The organism is Nguyenibacter sp. L1, assembly GCF_035199985.1.
GTDB classification, from domain to species: Bacteria; Pseudomonadota; Alphaproteobacteria; order Acetobacterales; family Acetobacteraceae; genus Gluconacetobacter; species Gluconacetobacter vanlangensis.
Map to the genome: position 1 here is coordinate 1,927,824 of NZ_CP127015.1, position 22,908 is coordinate 1,950,731.

11 protein-coding genes are annotated in these 22,908 nt (G+C 68.0%); 2 read left to right on the forward strand and 9 right to left on the reverse strand.

Annotated features, from left to right (window positions below; genetic code table 11):
* Window positions 1-4: 4 nt before the first annotated feature.
* Both QN315_RS08730 and QN315_RS08735 read right to left on the reverse strand, forming a co-directional pair.
* Window positions 5-1,324, reverse strand: a complete 1,320-nt coding sequence (locus QN315_RS08730) for an allantoate amidohydrolase (RefSeq protein WP_408904609.1) — start codon at window positions 1,322-1,324, stop codon at window positions 5-7.
* A 114-nt stretch (window positions 1,325-1,438) separates the two neighbouring features.
* Window positions 1,439-2,137: a GntR family transcriptional regulator gene (locus QN315_RS08735; RefSeq protein ID WP_323993028.1), complete on the reverse strand. Its 699-nt coding sequence runs from the start codon at window positions 2,135-2,137 to the stop codon at window positions 1,439-1,441.
* Window positions 2,138-2,550: 413 nt separating this feature from the next.
* Between QN315_RS08735 and QN315_RS08740 the strand changes: the two genes are divergently transcribed.
* Together QN315_RS08740 and QN315_RS08745 are read left to right on the forward strand one after the other, a co-directional pair.
* Entirely contained in the window at window positions 2,551-4,941 is a 2,391-nt protein-coding gene (locus QN315_RS08740) for a TonB-dependent receptor domain-containing protein (RefSeq protein WP_323993030.1), read from the forward strand.
* A gap of 55 nt (window positions 4,942-4,996) precedes the next feature.
* On the forward strand, window positions 4,997-6,349 hold the full coding sequence (locus QN315_RS08745) for a cation:dicarboxylate symporter family transporter (protein ID WP_323993032.1): 1,353 nt from the start codon (window positions 4,997-4,999) through the stop codon (window positions 6,347-6,349).
* A gap of 70 nt (window positions 6,350-6,419) precedes the next feature.
* Here the strand turns inward: QN315_RS08745 and QN315_RS08750 are convergent, their stop codons facing one another.
* The 7 genes from QN315_RS08750 to glgA form a co-directional block, all read right to left on the reverse strand.
* Window positions 6,420-9,131: a TonB-dependent receptor gene (locus tag QN315_RS08750; RefSeq protein ID WP_323993035.1), complete on the reverse strand. Its 2,712-nt coding sequence runs from the start codon at window positions 9,129-9,131 to the stop codon at window positions 6,420-6,422.
* Window positions 9,132-9,632: 501 nt separating this feature from the next.
* A complete protein-coding gene (gene treY / locus QN315_RS08755; RefSeq protein ID WP_323993037.1) occupies window positions 9,633-12,572 on the reverse strand; it encodes a malto-oligosyltrehalose synthase in 2,940 nt (979 codons plus the stop codon).
* Window positions 12,569-14,665, reverse strand: a complete 2,097-nt coding sequence (malQ, locus tag QN315_RS08760) for a 4-alpha-glucanotransferase (protein ID WP_323993039.1) — start codon at window positions 14,663-14,665, stop codon at window positions 12,569-12,571. Before malQ ends, treY begins: the two co-directional genes overlap by 4 nt.
* A gap of 7 nt (window positions 14,666-14,672) precedes the next feature.
* Window positions 14,673-16,499: a malto-oligosyltrehalose trehalohydrolase gene (gene treZ, locus QN315_RS08765; protein WP_323993042.1), complete on the reverse strand. Its 1,827-nt coding sequence runs from the start codon at window positions 16,497-16,499 to the stop codon at window positions 14,673-14,675.
* A gap of 12 nt (window positions 16,500-16,511) precedes the next feature.
* Window positions 16,512-18,683, reverse strand: coding sequence for a glycogen debranching protein GlgX (glgX, locus tag QN315_RS08770; protein ID WP_323993045.1), 2,172 nt, complete (start codon window positions 18,681-18,683; stop codon window positions 16,512-16,514).
* Between the two features lie 2 nt (window positions 18,684-18,685).
* Window positions 18,686-20,899, reverse strand: coding sequence for a 1,4-alpha-glucan branching protein GlgB (glgB, locus tag QN315_RS08775; RefSeq protein ID WP_323993048.1), 2,214 nt, complete (start codon window positions 20,897-20,899; stop codon window positions 18,686-18,688).
* A 106-nt stretch (window positions 20,900-21,005) separates the two neighbouring features.
* The gene (gene glgA / locus QN315_RS08780) at window positions 21,006-22,661 is read right to left on the reverse strand and encodes a glycogen synthase GlgA (RefSeq protein ID WP_323993051.1); all 1,656 of its coding nucleotides are present in this window, start codon (window positions 22,659-22,661) and stop codon (window positions 21,006-21,008) included.
* Between the last annotated feature and the right edge of the window lie 247 nt (window positions 22,662-22,908).

Genomic DNA, 22,908 nt, shown 5'->3' on the forward strand with positions numbered 1-22,908 from the left:
TCCGTCAGCGACGGCCGGCCTGGTGCGCTTCGGCGAAGCGCGCCACGAAATCGGTCAGCGCCCGCAGCGCGCAGTCGGCGTCGGCTTCGTCGACCGCCTCGGCCGGGTTGTGGCTGATGCCGCCGGCGCAGCGGAGGAACAGCATGCCGACCGGCGCCAGGCGGGCCATCGCCATGGCGTCGTGCCCTGCCCCGCTGACCAGCACGTGCGGCGCGTGGCCGGTGGCCTGGCGCACCGCCTCTTCCAGCAGCCCGGTCAGCGCCGGGTCGCACGGGGTGGCCGGCAAATCCTGCTGCTGCGCCAGGTCCAGCGTGACCTGGCGGCGGGCGGCGATCTCGGCCAGGGCGGCGCGGATCGCCCGGGCCGCGCCGTCGCGCACCGCATGGGTGCCGGCGCGGACGTCGATGGTGAAGCCGACCGTGCCGGGCACCACGTTGGGCACGCCGGGACCGACCGCCAGCCGGCCGACGGTGGCCACCAGGTCGGGCGGGCCGCCGCCGCCGATCCGTTCGATCGCCAGCACCATCTCGGCCGCGGCGGCCAGCGCGTCGCGGCGCAGATCCATCGCCATGGTGCCGGCATGGCCGGCCACCCCGGTGACATCCGCCTGGAAGCGATATTGCGCGGCGATCGCGCTGACCACGCCCAGCGGCCGGTCCGCGGCTTCGAGCACCGGGCCCTGTTCGATATGGGCCTCGACATAGGCCAGCACGTCGGCGCGGCGCCGCGCGGCCTGGCTGAAGCGGGCCAGGTCGAGGCCGAAGCCGCCGAGCGCGTCGGCCAGGCTGGTGCCCTGGGCGTCGACCATGTCCTGGGCCACGTCCTGGCCGGCCAGCGCGCCGGCCACCGCGCGGCTGCACAGCATCGAGACCGGAAAGCGCGAGCCTTCCTCGTCCCCGAAGCCGATCACTTCGAGCGCGAAGGGAAAGCGTCGGCCGCGTTCGGCGAAATGGGCGACGGTTTCGATCCCCAGCATCACCCCCAGCATGCCGTCATAGCGGCCGGCGTCGCGCACGCTGTCGACATGCGAGCCGAGCAGCAGCGCCGGGGCGTCGGGCATGCTGCCCTCATACCGGCCGACGATGTTGCCCGCCGGGTCGATGCGCGCGCGCATCCCGGCCTCGGCCATCCAGGCGGCGATCCGGTCCAGGGTCGCCGCGTGCCCGCCGCCCAGATAGGGCCGGAACAACTGTCCCGGCACGTCCGAATAGGGTACCTCGCCCAAAAGGTCGCACCGCGATACCGCGCGGGCGCCGGAGGGACGGTCACCGGGGAGACGGGCGCCGGGGGAGCGAGTTGGTGTGGCAAGGGGGGAATGGGGCACGAGGATATCCTGCCGGCTCGGCGTCTTGTATACAAGATGGAATGGAAGGCAATCCGCAGGGCACGAGATGGGGGCGCGAGACGGGAGGCGCGAGACGGGGGGGCGCGAACCGGGTCAGCGCGGCGTGGCCTGGAGCGCGGCCTTGAGGTGGTCCAGCCGGTTGGAGGCGCTGCGATAGTTCAGCGCCTTCTCGACATGGCGGAGATGCGTGTCCATCAGCCGTGCGGCGCCTTGCGTGTCGCCGCGTTCGAGCGCGTCGATGATCTCGTCATGCTCGCGGCAGGATTCGTGCGCGTCGTGCGAGGATTGATAGAGGGCGGCGATCAGCACGGTGCGGGTGGTCAGGTCCTGCAGCAGGGCGGCGAGCACCGGATTGCCAAGGGTTTCGGCCAGGCAGACATGGAAATGGCCGAGCAGGTAGCTGCGTTCGGCGCGGTCGCCGCCGGCGATGGCCTGCTGTTCGGCGTGGACATGCGCGCGCAATGCCCGGATCGCGGCCGCGTCCACCCGGCCGAGCGTGACCAGCATGCCGACTTCCAGCGCGCGGCGGGCGTCGATGGTGTTCTGGGCTTCGCGCACCGAGGGTTCGACGACGAACCAGCCGCGCCGGGCCGAGACCTCGACGATGCCGCGGGCCTGCAGGCGCATCATCGCCTCGCGCACCAGGGTGCGGGAGACGCCGAAGATTTCGGACAATTCCTTCTCGCCCAGCCGTTCGCCGGGTGCGATGCGGCCCGAGAGCGCCGCATGAATGATGCGGTCCTCGATCAGGTGCGGCGTCTTGTGTGCATCGTCTTTGGCGGCGTCTCGCATACAAGGACTATGACCAACGGGACGCCATTTCGCAATCTGTATGATGTCGGCGGATCAGAGCCGATTGGGCGTCCTATTTTGATGTGATGATTATTTGCTCTTATGCATTATTTTATGCACAAAAATTGATCTATTTTGTTTGAGCACGGTGGATTGCGAGGAAATTTTCTTCATATTTTTAATATGTTACGATTTAGATTTAAAAAATCTGTCATCTTTGCGCAAAGAGGGCGCGTTTTGCGGGCGCTTGTCTTATATCTTGTATGCAACGATTGATCGATTTTCTGTGGCTTTTTGTAGATCAGATTGCGCCATCAGACTGGCCGCGGGATGGGTGACGATCCGGGAATGACAGGTGCCGTCATTTCCGCCCCCTCGCTTCTGGATTCTGGCATTTGGACAAGGAAACCCGCATGCGCCCGCCCTTTTCACCCTCCTGCCCCTTACGCCTGCCGCGACGCCTGTCCCTGCGGCGGCGGGTGAGCCTGAACAGTACCCTGGGCAGCATCCTGGCCGGCCTGTTGCTGCCGCTGCCGGTGCTGGCCCAGGGTTCGGCCCCCGGTTCGATCTCCGGTTCGGCCCCAGGTTCGATCCGGGGCGCGGCATCCAAGGCGGGCCATGCCGTACCTGCCCGCACACCCGCCCCGGCGTCGCGCGCCGAGGCCGTGACCGTGTCGGCGCGTCACGGCGTAACCGGCGCGGGCCAGCACAACGCGCATTCGGAAACGGTGATTTCGCGCCAGGACCTGCTCAATCGCAACATCCGTACCATGACCGACATCCAGCGCGTCGCCCCGAACCTGACCATCCAGCCGTCCTTCGGCTCGGGCGCGCTGAACTTCACGCTGCGCGGCGTGGGGCTGACGGATTTCACGCAGAACAACACGCCCTCGACCATGCCCTATCTGGACGGGGTTGCGCTGCCCGTCTCGATCATGACGACCGGCATGATGTTCGACCTCGACGATATTTCGATCGCGCCGGGGCCGTCGGGCTATACCCACGGCCAGGCCACGACGGGCGGCGAGATCGACTTCCACAGCGCCGATCCCACGCGCCGGTTCCATGCCGGGCTGACCGAGGACATCGCGAGCTATGGCCGCAACCGCGTCGAGGGGTATGTCTCGGGCCCCGTGTCGCAGTCCGTCTCGCTGCGCCTGTCCGGCCAGTCCCTGACCGGCGGCGGCTACCAGCACAATGCGGCGGGGCAGGGTTTCGGCAATGCCGACCTGGGGGCTTTGCGCGCCAAGCTGAAATGGGACATCGACAGCACGTCGAACCTGATCATCGGCGGGCACTGGACGACGGACCAGTCCGAATATGCGTCGGGCCACAACCTGTACAACTCGTACCACGTGCCGGTGACGCAGGACCTTTACGAGACGGAGTGGGGGCTGGATCCGCGCTTCGCGAAGATCCTGGGCATAAGCGCGAACGATACCAGGCCGCGCGAGGACAACCTCTTCTGGGGCGCGAATGCGCGCTATACGAAGAATTTCGCGTGGGGGCGGCTATCGACCATCAGCGCCTATGAAATGGTGGACGAGCACGAGCTGACGAACCAGACGGATTCGATCCTGGCCTATGGCAACATGTTCCGCAACAACCAGACGAACGTGTTCTCGCAGGAGGTGCGGCTGGAATCGATCGACCCCAATGCGCGCTTCCACTGGGAGGGCGGCCTGTATTACAGCCGGTCGCGCATGGCGCAGAATTTCTGGTACGATTCCTCGGACCGTCCCGGCACGACGCCGCTGAACGAGACGCGCTATCGCCAGGACCAGCAGAATTTCAACCAATATCTGCAGCTTTCCTATCGGATCCTGCCCAGGCTGCGCATCATCGGCGCGCTGGAGCATGAATCCGACGACCGCCAGATGCTGAACGTCACCAGCGCGAACTACAACCTGAACACGGGCGCGGTCATCGGCACGCCGACGAATTTCGGCAATAGCGGGGCGCTGACCAACCAGTTCGGCGGCCGGGTCGGCGCGCAGTACCAGTTCACCCGCAACATCATGAGCTATGTGATGGTCAGCCGCGGCTTCAAGCCGGGCGGGTTCTCGGCCAACATCACGCAGCAGGCGGCGCAGCTTCGTCCGTTCAAGCCGGAACAGATCCTGACCTATGAAGGCGGTTTCAAGACCATGCTGTTCGATCGCCGCCTGCGTTTCAATGCCGCCGGATTCTACTATGATTATCGCGACCAGCAATTGCTGGGCACGATCCTGGTCCCGCCCTATGGCGTGCTGGGCGGCTATGTGAACGCGCCGCGTTCGTATATCTATGGCGCGGAGTTCGATGCCGAGGCCCATCCGTTCCGCGGCCTGGTCCTGACCCAGAATTTCGGTTACCAGAACGGCGTCTATTCGCAGTTCCAGAGCCTGAACCGCAGCGCCACCACGGCGCATTTCGCCGCGACCGGCGTCTGGCAGGCCATCAACACGAATTATGACGGCGTGAACATGGGGCTGGCCAACCTGACGCTGTCGGGGGCCGCGACCTATACGTGGCCCGTCTTCCGCGAGTACCGGATGATCTTCGACGCGGACTATTCCTATCGCGGGCGGCAGACCCAGCCGCAATATATCGGCCAGACGGGCATCTATCGCTCGCCGGCCTATTTCCTGGTCAATTCCTTCCTGACCTTCGCGGCCCCCCGGCAGCATTGGTCGGTCACCGTCTATGGCCAGAACCTGACCGATCGCCGCTATTGGCTGTCGGCGGGCACGCAGGCCACGTTCTATGGCGTGATCCCGGGGCTGCCGCGCTTCGTCGGCGGGCGGATCAATTTCACCTATTGACGCAGGCTGGGGGTGCGATGCACCCCCGACCGGCAAGCGCGAGGAGAGGACCCCGATGAGCGAGGCGAGCGACACCGGCGCGTGGGCGAGCGGCGGCGGACGATCCGGCATGTTCCTGCAGGTCGTCGTGGCCGGGGCGCTGGGATGCGCGCTGGGGCTGGCGGCGCCCGGGCTGGCGGCCGAGACGCGCTGGACGACCGACCTGTTCCTGCGGCTGATCGTGATGGCGGTGGGGCCGCTGCTGTTCTGCATCGTGGTGACGGGGATCGTCGGCGCGGGGTCGCTGCGGACCGTCGGGCGGCTGGGCGCCAAGGCGCTGATCTATTTCGAGGCGATGACCACCGCGGCGCTGTGCGCGGCCGTGGGGGTGGCGATGCTGGTCCGGCCCGGGGCGGGCCTGGCCTATGTGCCCAGCGGCGACGATGCGCGGATGATCGAATCCTATGCCCGCCACGGGCATATGCTGAACGAAGGCGGGATCACGGCCTTTCTGCTGTCGCTGGTGCCGCGCTCGCCGGTCGATGCGTTCGCCCAAGGCAACATATTGCAGATCCTGTTCTTCGCGATCCTGAGCGGGTGCTGCCTGAGCCAGATGGGCGCGGCCGGAGCGCCCATCATGCGGCTGGTCGATGCGCTGTCGGCCCTGTTTTCGCGCATCATGCGCATCGTCATCATGCTGGCGCCGCTGGGCGTGTTCGGGGCGATGGCGACGACGACGGCGCGATACGGCATGAACGCCATCGCGCATCTGGCGGGATTCGTGGTGCTGTATTTCATCGCCATCGCGCTGTTCATCGTGGTCGGGCTGGGGACGTGCCTGAAATTGTCGGGCGTCAGCCCGGTGCGGTTCCTGAACCATTTCCGCGAGGAGCTGGCGATCACCTTCACCACCACGGCGTCGGACGCGGTGCTGCCCAGCGTGATGGCCAAGCTGGAAGGGATGGGCGTGGACCGGCAGGTGGTCGGGCTGGTGGTGCCGGCGGGCTATTCCTTCAACCTGGATGCGCTGTCGATCTATCTGGGGCTGGCGGTGATGTTCCTGGCCCAGGCGACGGGGACGCACCTGACGGCGTGGCAGATCGCCGTGATGCTGGGCACCGCGCTGCTGACCTCGAAGGGTGCGCACGGCGTGCCGGGGATGGGCATCGTCGTGCTGGCCGCCACCCTGGCCGCGACCCCGGCGATTCCGGCGGCCAGCCTGGTGATGCTGCTGGCGGTGGACTGGTTTGTCGGGATCGCCCGGGCGGTGGGGAACCTGGCGGGGAATTGCGTGGCGCCCGTCGTGATCGGCGCCTGGGAAGGGCGCCTGGATCGGCGGCGGATCGCGGCGGTGCTGGGCAAGGGCGCGTTGAACGAGGAGGTGCTGGGCGAAGACGGGCTGAACGAAGACGTGCTGGGCGGAGAATAGCGGAGCCGGCGGTAGGGGCGCGCGGCCGGGATACCCGCCCGCGCGCGCCGGCCTTATCGGAAGATGACGGTCAGAGCTTGACGTCCACGCCGAAGATATAGGCCGAGCCGGGATATTGGAGTTCGACCATGTTGCGTGCGCTGCTGCCCTGGGTATCGTTCTGCCCCACCTGGGTCAGGTTGCGTCCCTTGAAATAAAGTTCGACGGTCCTGGACAGCATGTAGCGTGCGCCGATATCGAAATTCAGCGCGGGCTGCGTGAAGCTGTCCTGCGTGGGGTCGCTGCCGAGGCCGGTCAGTTTCAGGCCGCTGTAATTGCCGTCGAACTGGAGGGTCAGCGGGCCACGGCTATAGAAGACCTCGAAATTATAGAGATGCGACGCGGTGTTGGGCAGGGTTTCGAACATGCCGTCACGGCCGCGGCCGCGTGACAGGACGTAGGTCATGTTGCCGCCGATGCCGAAGCCGCTCCAGAACCCCGGCAGGAAGGTGAATTGCTGGCGGTAGTTCAGTTCGAACCCGCGCGCGAAGGCATAGGGGATATTGGCATAGGTCGAGATGGTGGTGAGGCCCACCATGCCGGGGTAATTGTCGGTATAGTTCGTGTATGTCACGACATAGTTCTTGAATTCCTTGTCGAACGCCCCGGCCGAGACGATGCCGCCCCGCGGCAGGTAATATTCCAGGTCGACATCGTAGTTGGTGCCGGTGATGGGCTTGAGGTTCGGGTTGCCTTCGGTCACCGCGTTGGCCGAATAATCGACGGTGCGCGAGGCCGTGACCGCGTTGAAGCCCGGGCGGCCGATCGCGGTGGACCAGTTGGCGCGGGCGATCAGATTGTCGGTGAGGTTATAGCGCAACTGGACGGTGGGGAAGAGATTGGCATATTCCTGGCCCACCGCGCGCGGCGTCAGGATATTCTGCCCGTCCGGGGTCACGGATGTCTGGATGCCGCGATAGACGCCGTCGGTCTTTTCGTAGCGCAGGCCGGCCATGACGCCCAGGCGCCGCCACCTGGCGATATATTGCGCGTAGAGATTATAGATGCGCTCGTCGTCCTGGATATAGCCCTGCAGCGTGTTGATTGCGTCGTTCGCGACGTTCTGCACGATCGGATAGGTGTGCTGGTCGATCAACTGGCGGACATATTGGGTGCCGATCGGGTTGCCGATGTCATAAAACCCGTTCAGCAACGTGTAATGATAGGCGCCTTCCCACTGGCCGGCCGTGACCGCCGGCAGGTTCGCATAGGATTCGCCCGGGTCGTTATAATAGATATGCTCGAAGCGCGCGCCGCCGCCGAAGCCGAGCGTGCCCTTGATCGCACGGAAATCGAGCGGCGTGGTGACGCCGATATGGCCGGTCCAGGCGGCGTCGGTGTCGTTCTGCTGCGAATTCTGCAGCCGCGTCAGGGGATAGGCGCTGTAATCGGTGGGGTTGACGCCGTTCGTCGTGCGGATGACGGTCCGCAACGGATTCGAACTGTCGACGATGACGGGTACCGTATTGGGATCCTGGAACTGCGAATCGTAGGCATAGCCCGCATAATGGAAATTGCTGGCCCAGGCGCCGTAATAATCGATCTTGAACCGGCCGATCGCGCTGTCGCCACCGAATTTGTACATCCGTTCCTCGTTGCGCGGCCAACTGTCATTGACGTGCTGGGTCAGCGTGGCGTCGGCGGTATAGGTATTGGGATGGCCTGGAATCTGGGTCACGTTGGCCAGGCTGTAATCCAGCGTGCTTTCCACCGCCGGGGAATCCAGCCCGGAATCGAACATCTTGAGATACAGCTTGGTATGGCGGTTGACGTCCCAGCCGAGCGTGCCGCCGTACCCCCAGCGAACCTTGTGACCGTTGCTGTAAAGCTGCGCCGATTCGGTGATCGCGTCGGCGGGGTAGCCGGGCTGTCCCAGCGGGGTCTGCTGGATGTCGTCCTCTTGCAGCCAGTCGCTGAGCGCGGTGGCGAAGAAACTGACGCTGAAGGGCTTGTCGCCGCCGGCATGTCTGTCGAACGGGTTGCCGTCGAAGCCGAAGCGCATGCCGCCGGAAATTGTGCCGTCGAAGATCGGCGTAGCGCGCGGGTCACGAAAGCCGCTGCCGCCGATGATTTCCAGGAAAGGCTGGGCGTCCGGCGCGATGTCGCGCGAGAGGATATTGAGCTGGCCGCCCAGGGCGTAGGCGTCCTGGTCGGGGCGGTTGGTCTTGGTCAGTTCCAGGCCGCCCGCCAGCGGCGCCGGGAGTGCCTCCATGGGCACGGCGCGGCCGGCATGGTTGATCGAGCCGGCGGGCAGCATGACGCCTTCGAACATGACGCCGTTCAGGTTCTGGTCGAGCCCGCGGATCTGCAGTGCCGAGGCCTCGCCGCCCGAATTGCTGACCGATACGCCGGGAATGCGCCGCGCCGCATCGCCCAGGGTGAAATCGGGAACTTTCTTGATTTCGGACTGGGGGACGACATTGATGAGGTTGGGCGCCATCTGCTGCATCAGGCGCGCCTGTTCCAGCGTGCCGATGGCGCTGGCCTGCGTGCCATGGGTGACGCCGACGACCTGCAATTGTTCGGGTGCCACGGACCTGGCCTTGCGCATGGCGGCCGGCGCCGGCCGCGCGGCGCCCGTTGCCGGTGCGGCGGGACGTGCGGGCCGCACTTTATGGCGGTGCGCGGTCTTTCGATGCGTCTCCTGCGCGAAGAGCGGCGGCGAGAGGACGACCGGCGAGAGCGACGCCGCCAGGCACAGGAGAATCCTGAGCGGCGGACGCCGATAGGGAGTTGCATACATGGGAGGGGAACTCCGTTTGCAGATTGAAGCCCGTGCCCCCGGCCGATGCGGGCGGCACGTCGTGATTTTGATGGATTGTTATTTTCAGCCGCTCTTTATTGTTTTGAGCGCATTATATTTATGTAGACGAATTCTTTATATTTCTTATCGGCGACGCGAAACCGATGGCATGGCGCCGCATCCGGGACCATGATCCTTGTGAACGGGAATGGTCTGAACATGGAGTATATATTATCGAATATACTTCGGAATACGTCCTCCATGTCGGTATTTTCGAGTCAAATTCCAGTCCGTTCCGGGCGGATCACGAAAAACAGGCAGCCTCGCCAAACTGGCAATGGCAAATTACATTTCATCACATAATTGTGTATTAATGTTACATTACATTTCTTTGTCACGCGGATTATTGTGACTTATTTATAAATATTTGCCATAGTTTTTCTTATTTATTTTAATATGGCAACATCAAGGCGGCCATGACGGTCCGCCTCCGGCGTGCCGTTACGATGCGCTGAGCAGGACGTCGAACGGCAGCGTGTCCGCGAGCGGCGCGAGGCGATGAAGGGCCGCGTCGTCGAAGACCGCGCCGGGGCGTAGGAGCGAGCGCCATATGCGGGACCCCCAGGTACGATCCCCCTGGCCATCGGGAAGGCCGGACAGGTCCAGGGTGGTGCTGCGCCAGGTGCCGTCCGGGCAGGACAGGTCGTCCGGGCTGGGGGCGAGCGGCAGGACCAGGCGCGGCGCCAGGACCAGCAGGGCCTGGCCGTCCAAGAGGCGGGCGAAGGCCAGCACATGATGCCGCCGCACGCCCTGCACGCGCAGCGGCTGGTAGCTGCCGCGCGCGAACAGGGCGGGATGGTCGGCGCGGGCCCGCAACAGGGCGGCGATCAATCGCTGCTTGATGCGGCCGTCGCGCCAATGGGGGGCCAGTGCGGGCAGGTCGGCGCCGGATGCGAGCGCCGCGGCGCGGGCGGCATAGTCGACCGGCCGGCGATTATCCGGATCGACCAGGCTGAAATCCCAGAATTCGCAGCCCTGATAGAGATCGGGCATGCCGGGCGCGGTCAGGCGCAGCAGCGTCTGCGACAGGCCGTTCAGCGCGCCGGCCGGCGCGATGCGGGACACGAAGGCGTCCATCATCGCGGGGAAGCCGTGGGATGCCTTTGCGTCGAGCAGGCCGTCGAGGAAGGCGCCGCAGGACTCCTCGTATTCCTGATTCACGTTCGTCCAGTCCGTATGGCGCTTGGCCTCGCGCAGCGCCTTGGTCTGCCAGGCGGCGATGCGGTCGCGGAAATCGGGCGGCAGGGTGGACGCGCCGCCGGCGTCGGGCAGCGGCCAGGCGCCGATCAGCGCCTGGTAGAGGATCAGTTCGTCGGCGCGGTCGGGGATCGACGCCCCGTCGGCGCGGTGGAAGCTCGGCGTGCCGTCGGCGCCATGGAGACTAGACGCGCCGCCGGTGCGATGGAGACTCGACGCGCCGGAGGCGCGATGGAGATTCGACGCGCCGGGGGCGCGATGGGCGTTCGGCATGCCATGGCCGCGGCGGCGCAAGGGAAGGTTGTGTTCGCACCAGGCCATGGCGGTGCGGGCCCAGTCGGCGGCCGGTTCCGACAGGACGGCCAGGCGCGCGCGTGCGTCCTCGCCCCGTTTATGGTCATGGGTGGCGGTCGCCAGCATGGCGTCCGGCCAATCGTGACGGCGGGCGGCGCAGGCGGCGTGGAAGCCCTGGGGCGTGCCGGCGAAATGGCCGGGGTGGGTGCCGACATCGTTGCGCGACAGCAGCCGGCCATAGCGGTAGAAGGCCGTGTCCTCGACCGCCTTGGCGGCCAGGGGTGCGGTCAGGTGTTCGAAAAAGGCGATGGCGTCGGCAGTGTCGGGCAGCAGGCTGCCGTCGAGCTGGCGTTCCAACCAGTCCAGCAGCGGGTGCTGGGACGCGGCCAGGGTGGGGCGCACCTGGCGGCAGACATCGTGCAGCAGCCGGGACGCCGCACCGGCTTCACGCGCGCGGTCGGCGGCGTAGGTGCGATAGACCGGGAACGCCAGCAGGACCTGCCGCAGCACGCGGGCGATGGCGGCCTGGGTGAAATCGCGCGTGCGCGCATCCGACGCGGCCAGGGCGGCCAGGGCGTGGACCGCGCGCGCGTATTCGGCCGCGAGTCCGCGATCGAGGATCGATTGCCGGGCGGCGCGTTGCTCGGCATCGAAACTGAGGGCGCCGCCGGCGCTCCAGACCCACAGGTCGTTCAGCGCGTCGCCCCCGCTTGCATCGTGCAGCAGCAGATCGACCTGTTCGAGGAAATCGTAGCCCGTGGTGCCGTCCACGCCCCAGGACGCGGGCAGGGTCTCGTCGGCGGCCAGGATCTTTTCCACATAGATCGCCGGGCCGGGCGGGGCGTCCGGCGGGCGCTGGGGCGCGACCGCGGCCAGGGCCCGGCGCAAGCGGTCGCAATAGGCGCCGGGGGCGGTGAGCCCGTCGATATGATCGACGCGGACCCCATCGATCAGCCCCTGGCCGTAGAGGGCGACGATCGTGCCGTGCACCGCGTCGAACACATCGGGATGTTCGACGCACAGCCCGGCCAGGCCGGTAATGTCGAAGAAGCGCCGCCAGTTGATGAGGTCGGACGCGGTGCGCCACCAGGCCAGGCGGTAATGCTGCCGTTCGAGCAGCGCGTGCAGCCGGGCGCGGCCGGCCGTCGTGGCCGCGCTGTGGCGGGCCAGAGCGTGGCCGATCAGGCGCGCGCCCTCGGCCTCGCGGGACCAGTCGGCCAGCGCGGCCAGATAGGCCGGGGCGGCGCAGGGCGGGACGGTACGCAGCGCGCCGAGCAGCGCGGCCGCCACGGGCGGCAGGTCGCCGTCGGAAAACAGGCCGGCATAATGATTGGGGCAGATCGGGAAGCGATGGTCGTGATGCCAGCAGGAAAAACGCCCGTCCCGGGGATCGAAGCGCAGATCCAGCTCGCCCTTCGCCAGGCTGTCGCCATAGGGGGCGGCCAGGAAAGGCAGCAGCACGCGGCCGCGCAGCGCGGGATCGGGCGGGGACCAGTCGATGTCGAAATAATGGGCGTACGGGCTGGCCCTGCCCCAGCAGAGCAGGCTGTCCCACCAGGCATTGCCGCTGCCGCCGACGGCCATGTGGTTGGGCACGATATCGACGATCAGCCCCATGCCGCGGGCGCGGAGGCGGCCGACCAGCCGGGCCAGCGCCGCGTGGCCGCCCAGTTCGGGGTTGATGCGGCCGTACTCGAGCGTGTCGTAGCCGTGGGTCGAGCCCGGGCGGGCGGCCAGCAGGGGCGAGGCATAGAGATGGCTGATGCCCAGATCGGCGAAATAATCGACCAGGGCGGCCGCGTCATCCAGGGTGAAGCCGGCATGGAATTGCAGGCGGGCAGTGGCGCGCGGCCTGGCCGGGGCGCCGGTTGCGGAGGGGTCCGATGTCATGGTGCCTGGCGCCCGTCGCGCAGCAGGGCCAGGCGGCGGGCGGCGGCGGGGCCGGCCAGCAGGTCGCGCCCCGCCGGGTAGCGGCGCTGCCAGTTGGGATGGCCGGACACGGTGCCGGGAAGGTTGGGCTGTTCGGACAGGCCCAGCAGGTCCTCGAGCGGCAGGATGGCCAGCGGCGAGGCGGTGGCGCCGACGAAGCGCGACGCCGCGTCGGTCACCATGGCCGCGCCGTCGGGCGTGGCGGGCGGCGGATCGGCGGGGAGTTGATCGGCGGAGGGCTGGGCGGCGGAGGCTTGGGCGGGGGGGCGACCGGCCGCCGCCGCGGCAGGGCGGAGGACCGTCCAAAGCGCCGCGCGGTCGCGGGCGCGGGCGGCCTGGACATCATCGGCCCGCGTATCCCTGGGCAACTGGCGCAGGGCCCTGCGCCAGGCGATGTCGGTGCCCTGCCACCAGCCGGCGACGGTGGGCAGGTCGTGCGTGGTGGTCATGGCCACCGCGTTGCGGCCCCATTTTTCCGGCGGGAGGAAGGCGCCGTCCGCGCCGCGCTGGAACCACAGCACGTTCATGCCCAGGATCGCGCGCCGCGCCGCGTGCCCGCGAAAGCCGGGCGAGACGGTGCCCAGATCCTCGCCGATCACGATGGCGCCGTGGCGGGCCGATTCCAGGGCCACCAGCCGCATCAGGTCCTGGCGGGGAAAGGCGAGATAGGCGCCGTCGGTGGCCGATGCGCCCTCGGGGATGATCCAGAGCCGTTCGAGCCCCATCACATGGTCGATCCGTACCCCGCCCTGGCGCGCCAGCGTGGCGCGCAGCGTGTCGATGAAGGCGCGATAGCCGTGCGTGCGCAGCGCGCCGGGCGAAAAGGTGGTCAGCCCCCAGTTCTGCCCCAGCGGGCCGAGCGGGTCGGGCGGGGCGCCGACCGAGGCGCCGATCAGGAAATCGTCCTGGTCCGACCAGCATTGGCTGCCGGTCGGGTCGGTGCCGACGGCCAGGTCGGCGATCAGCCCGATCCGCATGCCGGCCTGGCGGGCGGCGGCGCCGGCATGGTCCAGGCTGCGGGCGGCCAGCCATTGCAGGAAGAGGTGGAAGCCGACATCGTTCCGGCGCTCGGCGGCGATGCGCGCGACCTCGGGGTTGCCGGGATTGCGGAGGGCGGTGGGCCAGATCCGCCAGTTGCCGCCGCGCGGCCCGCGCCGCACTTGCTGGGCGTGGATGGTTTCGAACACCGCGTGCAGATGCAGCTTGCGCCCCTGGGCGGCGACGAAATCCGTCATCTCGGCCGGGGGGGCGGGGCGGATATAATCGTCATACAGGCCGCGCAGCACCTGCAGGCGCAGCGCCGAAGCCTGCGGCCAGTCGATCAGCGGCGCGTTTTCCAGCGCCAGGACGGCCGAGGGCGCGACATGCAGGCGGCGCAGCACCTGGCCGATGTCATGGGCGGTGAACCAGCAGCGCATGTCGGCCAGCAGCACGTTGAGGAACAGGCGGCTGGAGGGCGAATAGGGGCTGTACTGATCGGGCCGGGCGGTGAACATGGCGTGCACCGGGCTGACGGCCAGGGCGTCGGCCCCGGCCTGGCCGGCCTGGCGCGCCAGGTCGGCCAGCGCGCCGAAATGACCGATCCCGCCATCGTGCCGGGCGCGCAGCCCGTAGATCTGCGCCGCCAGGCCCCAGGCGCGGCCGCCATGGGTGGCCTCGGCCAGGGTGCGGCAGGCGGAGGGCGCGATGGCCAGCGTGGCGTGGGCCCCGGCGATGTCGAGCGCGTGGTAGCCGACCTGGCGGATGGCCGGCAGGGTCAGCGCGCCGTCGCGGCCGCGCCTGGCGCGGCCGGTCAGGATGGTCCCGTCCTCGCATTTTATCGTGTAGGCGGGATGCTCCGCGCGGGTGAAGCCGGGCAGCCTGGTCGCCTGCCCGGCCTGGCCGACCAGCAGCGGCGGCAGCGCGTGGGGCGGCATGTCGGCGCTGCCTTCCAGCACGCGCAGCAAGCTGCGCAGCGAGTCCGCGCCGACCCGGTGGAGCGTACCGCCGGCGTCGCGCCAGGAGGTGGACAGGCCGGCGCGGCGCGCGCGGCTGCGAAGGGCGCCGTCATCCATCCTGGCATTATCCATGGGCGATGTCGTCCAGGCACACGACGAGGCCGCTGGGGGGCACGGCGGCGCCGGCGTGATGATGGTTGGGGCTATGATCGTGACCATGGTCGTGACCGGCGGGCGCGCTGCGATGCAGCACCCGGCCGGCGACCCAGCCGGGCGGCGCGACCGGGTCGGCGCCCAGATTGAGGGCGATCGACAGGATGGCGCCATCGCCCATGCGCCAGCGCGCCGCCACCGCGGCGGGCCCGATGGGCGAGGCCCCCATCGCGTGGGCGCCGCGCAGGCGCGGCACGATGTGATGCGCGCGCAGGCGCAGCAGGCGGCCGGTCAGGTCCAGCCATGCCCTGCCGTCCGCGGTCTCGGCCTCGGACTCGTCGAGCCGCGAGGCGGCGAAGGTTTCCGGGGCATTGGGGTCGGGGATCGTCTCGCGCAGGGTCGGATCGGCGAAATGGGAGAAGGCGGCGAATTCGCGCCGCCGCCCGTCGCGCACGATCTGCCCCAGTTCGGGCTTGTGGCTGGTGAAGAAGAGGAAGGGGCGGCGCGAGCCCCATTCCTCGCCCATGAAGAGCAGCGGGATCTGCGGGCCGAGCAGCAGCAGCCCGTAGCAGGCGCGCAGCGCGTCGGGATCGGCGAGCACGGTCAGCCGTTCGCCCATCGCGCGATTGCCGATCTGGTCGTGGTTCTGCAGGAACAGCACGAAAGCCGAGGGCGGCAGGCTGCCCGAAGGCATGCCGCGCGGCCGGCCGAGCGTGGGGAAGAACTGGCCCTGGAAGGCGAAGCCCTGGCCCAGCACGCGGGCGAGGTGGATGATCGGTTCGTCGGCGAAATTGCGGTAATAGCCTTCATGCTCGCCGGTCAGGAGGACGTGCGCGGCATTGTGGCCGTCATCGTTCCATTGCGCGTCGAAGCCGGATTGCAGCAGGCCGACATCGTTATGCTCGTTTTCCAGGATCAGGTGGACATGGCGGTCGGCCTCGACGCGCGCGCGGACGCGGGCGGCGAGTTCGAGCAGCCATTCGCGGTCGGCGATCGCGTGCACCGCGTCCAGCCGCAGACCGTCGAAACGATATTCCATCAGCCAGTACAAGGCGTTTTCGGTGAAATAGGTGCGCACCGCCTGCTGGCGGAAATCGATGGCGGCCCCCCAGGGCGTGGGGCGGTCGGCGCGAAAGAAGGGGGCGGCGTAGGCGGCGATGAAATTGCCGTCCGGTCCGAAATGATTATAGACGACGTCGAGGAAGACCATCATGCCCAGCGCGTGGGCATGGTCGACCAGCGCCTTGAGGTCGTCCGGCGTGCCGTAGGCGGATTCCGGCGCATAGGGCAGCACGCCGTCATAGCCCCAGTTGCGGCCGCCGGGAAATTCGGACAGCGGCATCAGTTCGATCGCGGTGATGCCCAGCGCGGCCAGGCGCGGCAACTGCGCGCGCACGCCGCGAAACCCGCCCGCGGCGCCGACATGGATTTCGTAGATGACGGCCTGTTCCCAGGGCAGGCCGCGCCATGGCAGGCCGCGCCGGTCATCGGCCGTCCAGTCATAGGCGCGCGGATCGACCACCATGCTGGGGCCCTGGACGTCGTCGGGCTGCGCGCGGGAGGCGGGGTCGGGGACGGCGAGGCCGGGGGCGACGCGGTAGCGGTAGCGGGCGCCGGCGCCGCAGGGGGCCTCGGCCACGAACCAGCCGGCGCCTTCGGCGGTCATGGGAAGGGGAGACGCGCCTTCGATTTCCAGGGTCACGTGGTTGCAGGACGGGGCCCAGAAGCGGAACCGGGTCCAATGCGGCGCGATCACCGTCGCGCCGAACGTGCAGGCGAAGGCGTGAGTCGTGCGCATGGGCAATCCCCTTCAGATCTTCGTGCGCGGGGTGAAGCCGAGCAGCACGGCGCCGTGGGCGGGGACGATCCAGTGCGACGGGTTCTGGCCCCCCTGCCCCTCGGCCGGCAGCCCCGCCCCCAGGTATGTCGATCCTTGGCCGCCGTCCGGCGCCGCGCCGGGCGGACGGTTGGGATTGGCGCTGTCGAGCAGCAGCGTCCAGGTCCCGGGGATCGGCGGCAGCGTGCAATCCGCGTCCTCGGCCCCCGCGTTCATGATCAGATAGGTGGTGTCGGGGCCGTTCCAAGCATCGGCGACGGAGCGCAGCACGCCGAGCACGCGGCCCGCCGCGTCGTTCCAGGAATCGGTCGTCATGACGGTGCCGTCGGGGCCGTACCAGGCGATGTCGCTGAGGCCGGGCATGGTTTCGCGGCGCCCGTGGAGATAGCCGTTCCAGCGCAGTGAGGGGCGCGCTTTGCGCAGCGCGACCAACCGCGCCACGAAATCGATCATGGTCTGGCCGCTCGGGCTGCCGGCCAGCGACCAGTCCAGCCAGGCCGTGCCGTTATCCTGGCAATAGGCGTTGTTGTTGCCGTCCTGGGTCTGGCCGAACTCGTCGCCGGCCAGCAGCATGGGCGTGCCCTGCGAGAAGAACATCGTGGCCAGCATGGCGCGGCGGAGCCGGTCGCGCACCGCGAGGATGGGGGGATCGTCGGTCGGGCCCTCGACCCCCCAGTTCGCGCTGAAATTTTCCGAATGGCCGTCCTGGCCGCCTTCACCGTTGGCGTCGTTGTGGCGGGTCGAATAGCTGACGACATCCATCAGCGTGAAACCATCGTGCGAGGTCACGAAATTGAGCGACGCCGTGGGGCGGCGGCCGCGGCGGTCGAAGATGTCGCCCGAGCCGCTGAGCCGCGCGGCGAGGTCGCCGCGCTGCAGCCCGTCGCCACGCCAGAAGCGGCGCACCGTGTCGCGGAACCGGTCGTTCCACTCGGCGAAGCCGGGCGGATGGTTGCCGAGCTGGTAGCCGCCGGGCCCGGGGTCCCAGGGTTCGGCGATCAGCTTGAGGTTGGACAGCACCGGGTCCTGGCGCAGCACGTCGAAGAAGCCGCAATTCTGGTCGAAGCCGTAGCTTTCGCGCCCCAGGGTCGAACACAGGTCGAAGCGGAATCCGTCGACATGGAAATCGACCGCCCAGTGGCGCAGCGAGTCCATGACCATCTGCAGCACGCGCGGATGCGACAGATTGAGCGTGTTGCCGCAGCCCGTGTCGTTGATCATGTGCCGCTCGTCCTCGGGCACCAGGCGGTAATAGCTGGCATTGTCCAGGCCGCGATAGCAGAGCGTGGGGCCGAGTTCGCTGCCTTCGCACGTATGGTTGTAGACGACGTCCAGGATCACCTCGATCCCGGCGGCATGCAGGCGGCGGATCGCGGTGCGGACCTCGTGCGGCGAGCCTTCGGCCAGGTAGGCCGCGTGCGGCGCGAAGAAGGCGAGCGTGTTGTAGCCCCAGTAATTGGTCAGGCCGCGTTCGAGCAGGAACCGGTCCTTGACGAAGGCCTGGATCGGCATGAGTTCGAGCGTGGTGATGCCCAGCCGCAGCAGGTGGTCGATCAGCAGCGGGTCGGCCAGGGCGCGGAAGGTGCCGCGTTCGACCGGGGTGAGTTCGCTGCGGCGCATGGACAGGCCGCGCAGATGGGCCTCCATGATCACCGTGCGCTCCCACGGGATGCGCGGCAGGCGGTCGTCGCCCCAGTTGAAGGCCTCGTTGGTGACCACGCTTTTGGGTACGCCGGGGGCGCTGTCGCGCCGGTCGATCGACAGGTCGCCGCGCGGCGAGCTGATGCGGTAGCCGAACAGCGAGTCCGACCATCTGAGCTGCCCCTGCAGGGCGCGGGCGTAGGGATCGACCAGCAATTTATGCGGGTTGAAGCGATGGCCGCGCAGCGGTTCGTACGGGCCGTAGGCGCGATAGCCGTAGAGCAGGCCGGGTCGCGCGTCGGGCAGGTAGCCGTGCCAGACCTCGTCGGTGCGTTCGGGCAGTTCGAACCGCGCGATCTCGCGCCGGCCCGACGGGTCGAAGATGCACAGGTCGATGCGCAGCGCGTTGGCCGAGAAAACCGCGAAATTGACGCCCAATCCGTCCCACGTGGCGCCCAGCGGCGCGCTGACGCCCCGCATCAGCCGGGCGGGGAAGCGCATCATGCCTAGCCCCCCTCGGGCGTCAAATAGAGGACCGCGAGCGGCGGCAGGGTCAGCACGCAGGAATGAGGGTAGCCGTGCGAGCGCTGGTCCTGCGCCATGACGCCGCCGCCATTGCCCACGCCCGACCCCTCGTAATCCTGCGCGTCGGTGTTGAGCAGTTCGCGCCACCAGCCGGCCCAGGGCACGCCGATGCGGTAATCCGGCCGGGGGACGGGCGTCATGTTGCAGACCACCAGCACCGGCGGCACGTCGGGCGCCATGCGCAGCCAGGCGAAGACCGCATTGTCGGAGTCGTCGCCGATGATCCAGGCGAAGCCGTGATAGGTGGCGTCGGCGCGGTGCAGGGCGGGATGGGTCGCATAGAGCCGGTTGAGGTCGCGCACCAGCGTCTGCACCCCGCGGGCGAAGGGGTAGTCGAGCATGTACCAGGCGAGTTGGCCGTCGGACTGCCATTCATGGGGCTGAGCGAATTCGCCGCCCATGAACAGCAGCTTCTTGCCCGGATGGGCCCACATGAAGGCGTAATAGGCGCGCAGCCCGGCATGGCGGCGCCATTCGTCGCCGGGCATGCGCGCGATCAGCGCGCCCTTGCCGTGCACGACTTCGTCATGGGACAGGGGCAGGATGAAATGTTCCGAAAAGGCGTAGTAGAGGCCGAACATGATTTCGGAATGGTGGTAGCGGCGCCACAGCGGATCGCGCGACATGTATTGCAGCGTGTCGTGCATCCAGCCCATGTTCCATTTATAGGAGAAGCCGAGCCCGCCATCGGCCACCGGCTGGCTGACCCCCGGCCAGGCGGTCGATTCCTCGGCCACCATGATCGCGGTCGGGCAGAGTTCGGCCACCGTGAGGTTGAGGTCGCGCAGAAAGGCGATGGCTTCGAGATTCTCGCGCCCGCCATGGACGTTGGCGATCCATTCGCCTTCGGCGCGGCTGTAGTCGCGATAGAGCATGGAGGCGACGGCATCGACCCGCAGCCCGTCGACATGGTAGCGCCGCAGCCAGGTCAGCGCGCTGCCGATCAGGAAGCCGCGGATTTCATGCCGGCCGAAATTATAGATCAGCGTGTGCCAGTCGGGATGGAACCCCTCGCGCTTGTCCTCGTGCTCGTACAGGCAGGTGCCGTCGAAGCGGGCCAGGCCGTGCGCGTCGGCCGGGAAATGCGCCGGCACCCAGTCGAGGATCACGCCCAGCCCGGCGCGGTGGCATTCATCGACGAAATGAGCGAATTGCGCGGGCGTGCCGAAGCGCGCCGACGGCGCGTAGAGGCCCAGCGTCTGGTACCCCCAGGAGCCGTCGAAGGGATGTTCCATGATGGGCATCAGCTCGATGTGGCTGAAGCCCAGATCGAGGACATAGGGGATCAGGGTCTGTTCCAACTGGCCCCAGTGCAGGGTGCCCTGGGGGTCGCCGTCGGGGCGGCGCCATGATGCCAGATGGACCTCGTAGATCGACAGCGGGGCGGATGGGCCCTGGCGCTCTTGCCGGGTGGCCATCCATGCGTCGTCGTTCCAGACGAAGGGGGTCGGATCGGCCACCACCGAGGCGGTGGCCGGGGGCATTTCGGCCGACAGGGCGATCGGGTCGGCCTTGGGCGGCTGGAGCCGGCGGTTGGCGTCGAGGATTTCGTATTTATAGCGTTCGCCCGGGCCGATGCGGGGGATGAATACCTCCCAGATCCCGGCGGCATGGCGCAGGCGCATCGGATGGCGCCGCCCGTCCCAGACATTGAAATCGCCGATGACCGAGACCCGGTAGGCGTTCGGCGCCCACACCGCGAAGCGCACGCCGGCGACGCCGTCGATCTCCATCGCCTGGGCGCCCATGACGCGGTCGATATCCTGGTGCCGGCCCTGGGTGAGGAGATGCAGGTCGAGATCGCCCAGCAGCAGGCCGAAGCTGTACGGGTCCTCGGTTTCCTCCCACGTGTCGGCCCAGCCGATCTTGAGCCGGTAGCGCGCGCCCGCCGGCACGGTGCCGACATACAGGCCGCGTTCGTCGACCAGACGCATCACCCGCTCGACGGGGGCCGAGCGCGGGCGGATCACCACCAGGCGCACGGCGCGCGCGTCAGGGCAGAAGGCGCGGATGATGTCGTTCCGTCCGGCGGGATGTCGCCCGAGGATGGCGAAAGGATCGGAACTGAGTCCCTGGAGAAGATCTTCGGTTTCCGGGGGGAGAATATCGGCACCGTCAGTCCGGGCAGCATTCATCGGGCGCAATTCCGGCAAGCAGGCAGGGCATTAAAAACGGGCGGAGGACAGGTGGGACGGCCGGGCCTTGGCGAAGCCGTCCGGAAGACGGCCCCGCCGGGCGGCGTCAATGCGGGCGGGCATGCAGGCTGTTAGCCCGCACGCGGGCGCGCCGCGCCGCATGCGGGGGAAAGCGGCCATGCGGCAGGTCGATCGCGTGCGGGCCGATGGGCCCGGCGCGGCGCGGCCGCCGGCCGCCGGCGCGCGGCCGCGCCAGCAGCACGTCATGGTCGTGATCGTTGGCGGCGATGTCGTTCCGCCCGAGCACGCGGCGGAATAATTGCGCATATTCATGCGCCTTGTGCCCCCAGGACACGTCGTAATGCGCGGCGTTGCGCTGCAGCGCCATCCATCGGGCGCGGTCGCGATACAGGTTGGCGCCGCGGCGGACGGCATTGACCAGCGTGTCGCCATCGGTTGGCGAGAACAGCAGGCCGGTCGCGACATTGCTGGTCATCGCGGCCTGGTTGGCGTCGATGATCGTGTCGGCCAGCCCCCCGACCCGGGCGGCGATCGGCACGCAGCCATAGCGCGCGGCGCAGAGCTGCGTCAGGCCGCAGGGTTCGAAGCGCGAGGGGATCAGCAGCCCGTCGACCGAGGCCTGGATACGGTGGCCGAGCTGCTCGCTGTAGCCGATATGGCAGGCCAGGCGGTCGGGATAACGGCGCGACAGCCGGGCGAAGGCCTGTTCCATCGCCGCGTCGCCGCTGCCGACGACGACGAGCTGCGTGCGGTCGTCGAGGATGCGCGGCGCGATGTCGGCCAGGATGTCCACGCCCTTCTGCCCGGTCAGGCGGCTGACCAGCCCCAGCAGGAAGACGTCCGGATCCTGGGGCAGGCCGAATTCGGCCTGGAAGGCGCGCTTGTTGGGGCGGCGGCCGCGAATGTCGCCGACCTGGTAGGGAAAGAGCACCGCCGGGTCGGTCGCGGGATTCCAGTCGTCGGTGTCGATGCCGTTCAGGATGCCGATCAGCCGGTCGGAGCGCGCCCGCAGCAGCCCGTCCAGCCCCATGCCCCATTCGGGCTGTTGGATTTCGCGCGCATAGGTGGGCGAGACCGTGGTGATCCAGGTCGCGAAATGCAGCCCGGCCTTCAGGAAGCCGATATCGCCGTGATATTCCACCCCGTCGATCGCGAAGGCATGCGGCGGCAGGCCGAAATTCGCCAGGTCGGCGGCGGGGAAGCGCCCCTGGAAGGCGATGTTGTGGATGGTATGCACCACCGGCGCCGCGGGCAGCCCGTCATAATGGGTATAGGCCGCCGTCAGCCCGGCCTGCCAGTCATGCGCCAGCACGAGGTCGGGGAGGCAGGCCGCGACCCGTCCCTGCGCGATCGTCGCCGCCACGCGCGAGAGGGTTGCGAAACGCAGGCCGTTATCGGGCCAGTCCGCGCCGTCGGGGCCGAGATAGGGATTACCCTTGCGCCGGAACAGAGCCGGGCAGTCGATCACCAGCAGATGATGGCCGGCCGCGTGGCCGTCGAGCAGCGAGACCGTGACGTCGGGCAGCGGCGTGAATTCGGCGACCCGGACCGGGCCCTCGAGCGCGTCGAGCACCGCGGGGTAGCCGGGCAGCAGGGTGGTGACCATCACGCCCTCGGCCCGCAAGGCGACGGGCAGCGACCCCACGACATCCCCCAGGCCCCCCGTCTTGACGAACGGAAACATTTCCGAAGCGACGGAGAGAACCCGGATGGATCCGGGCGCCTGGTGGTGTCGATCCATCGTCACTGAGCCTTATTGTCCAGAGGGGAACGGCATTCGAACGAAAAGCGGCGGAATAAAGCCTGCGAAAGTTTAACGGCTTGAGGAGGCCGGGGGCGCAGGTGTCACGGCAAAGTGATAATAATGGAAGAATGTCGACAATATCAAAAAAGATGAGAAATTTTTACCAGGATGAGACGCGTGGTCCATCGGCGGGCGGCCGCTATATCGTTACGTATATAAAACGTCCTGCCGGCGGGGTCATTCC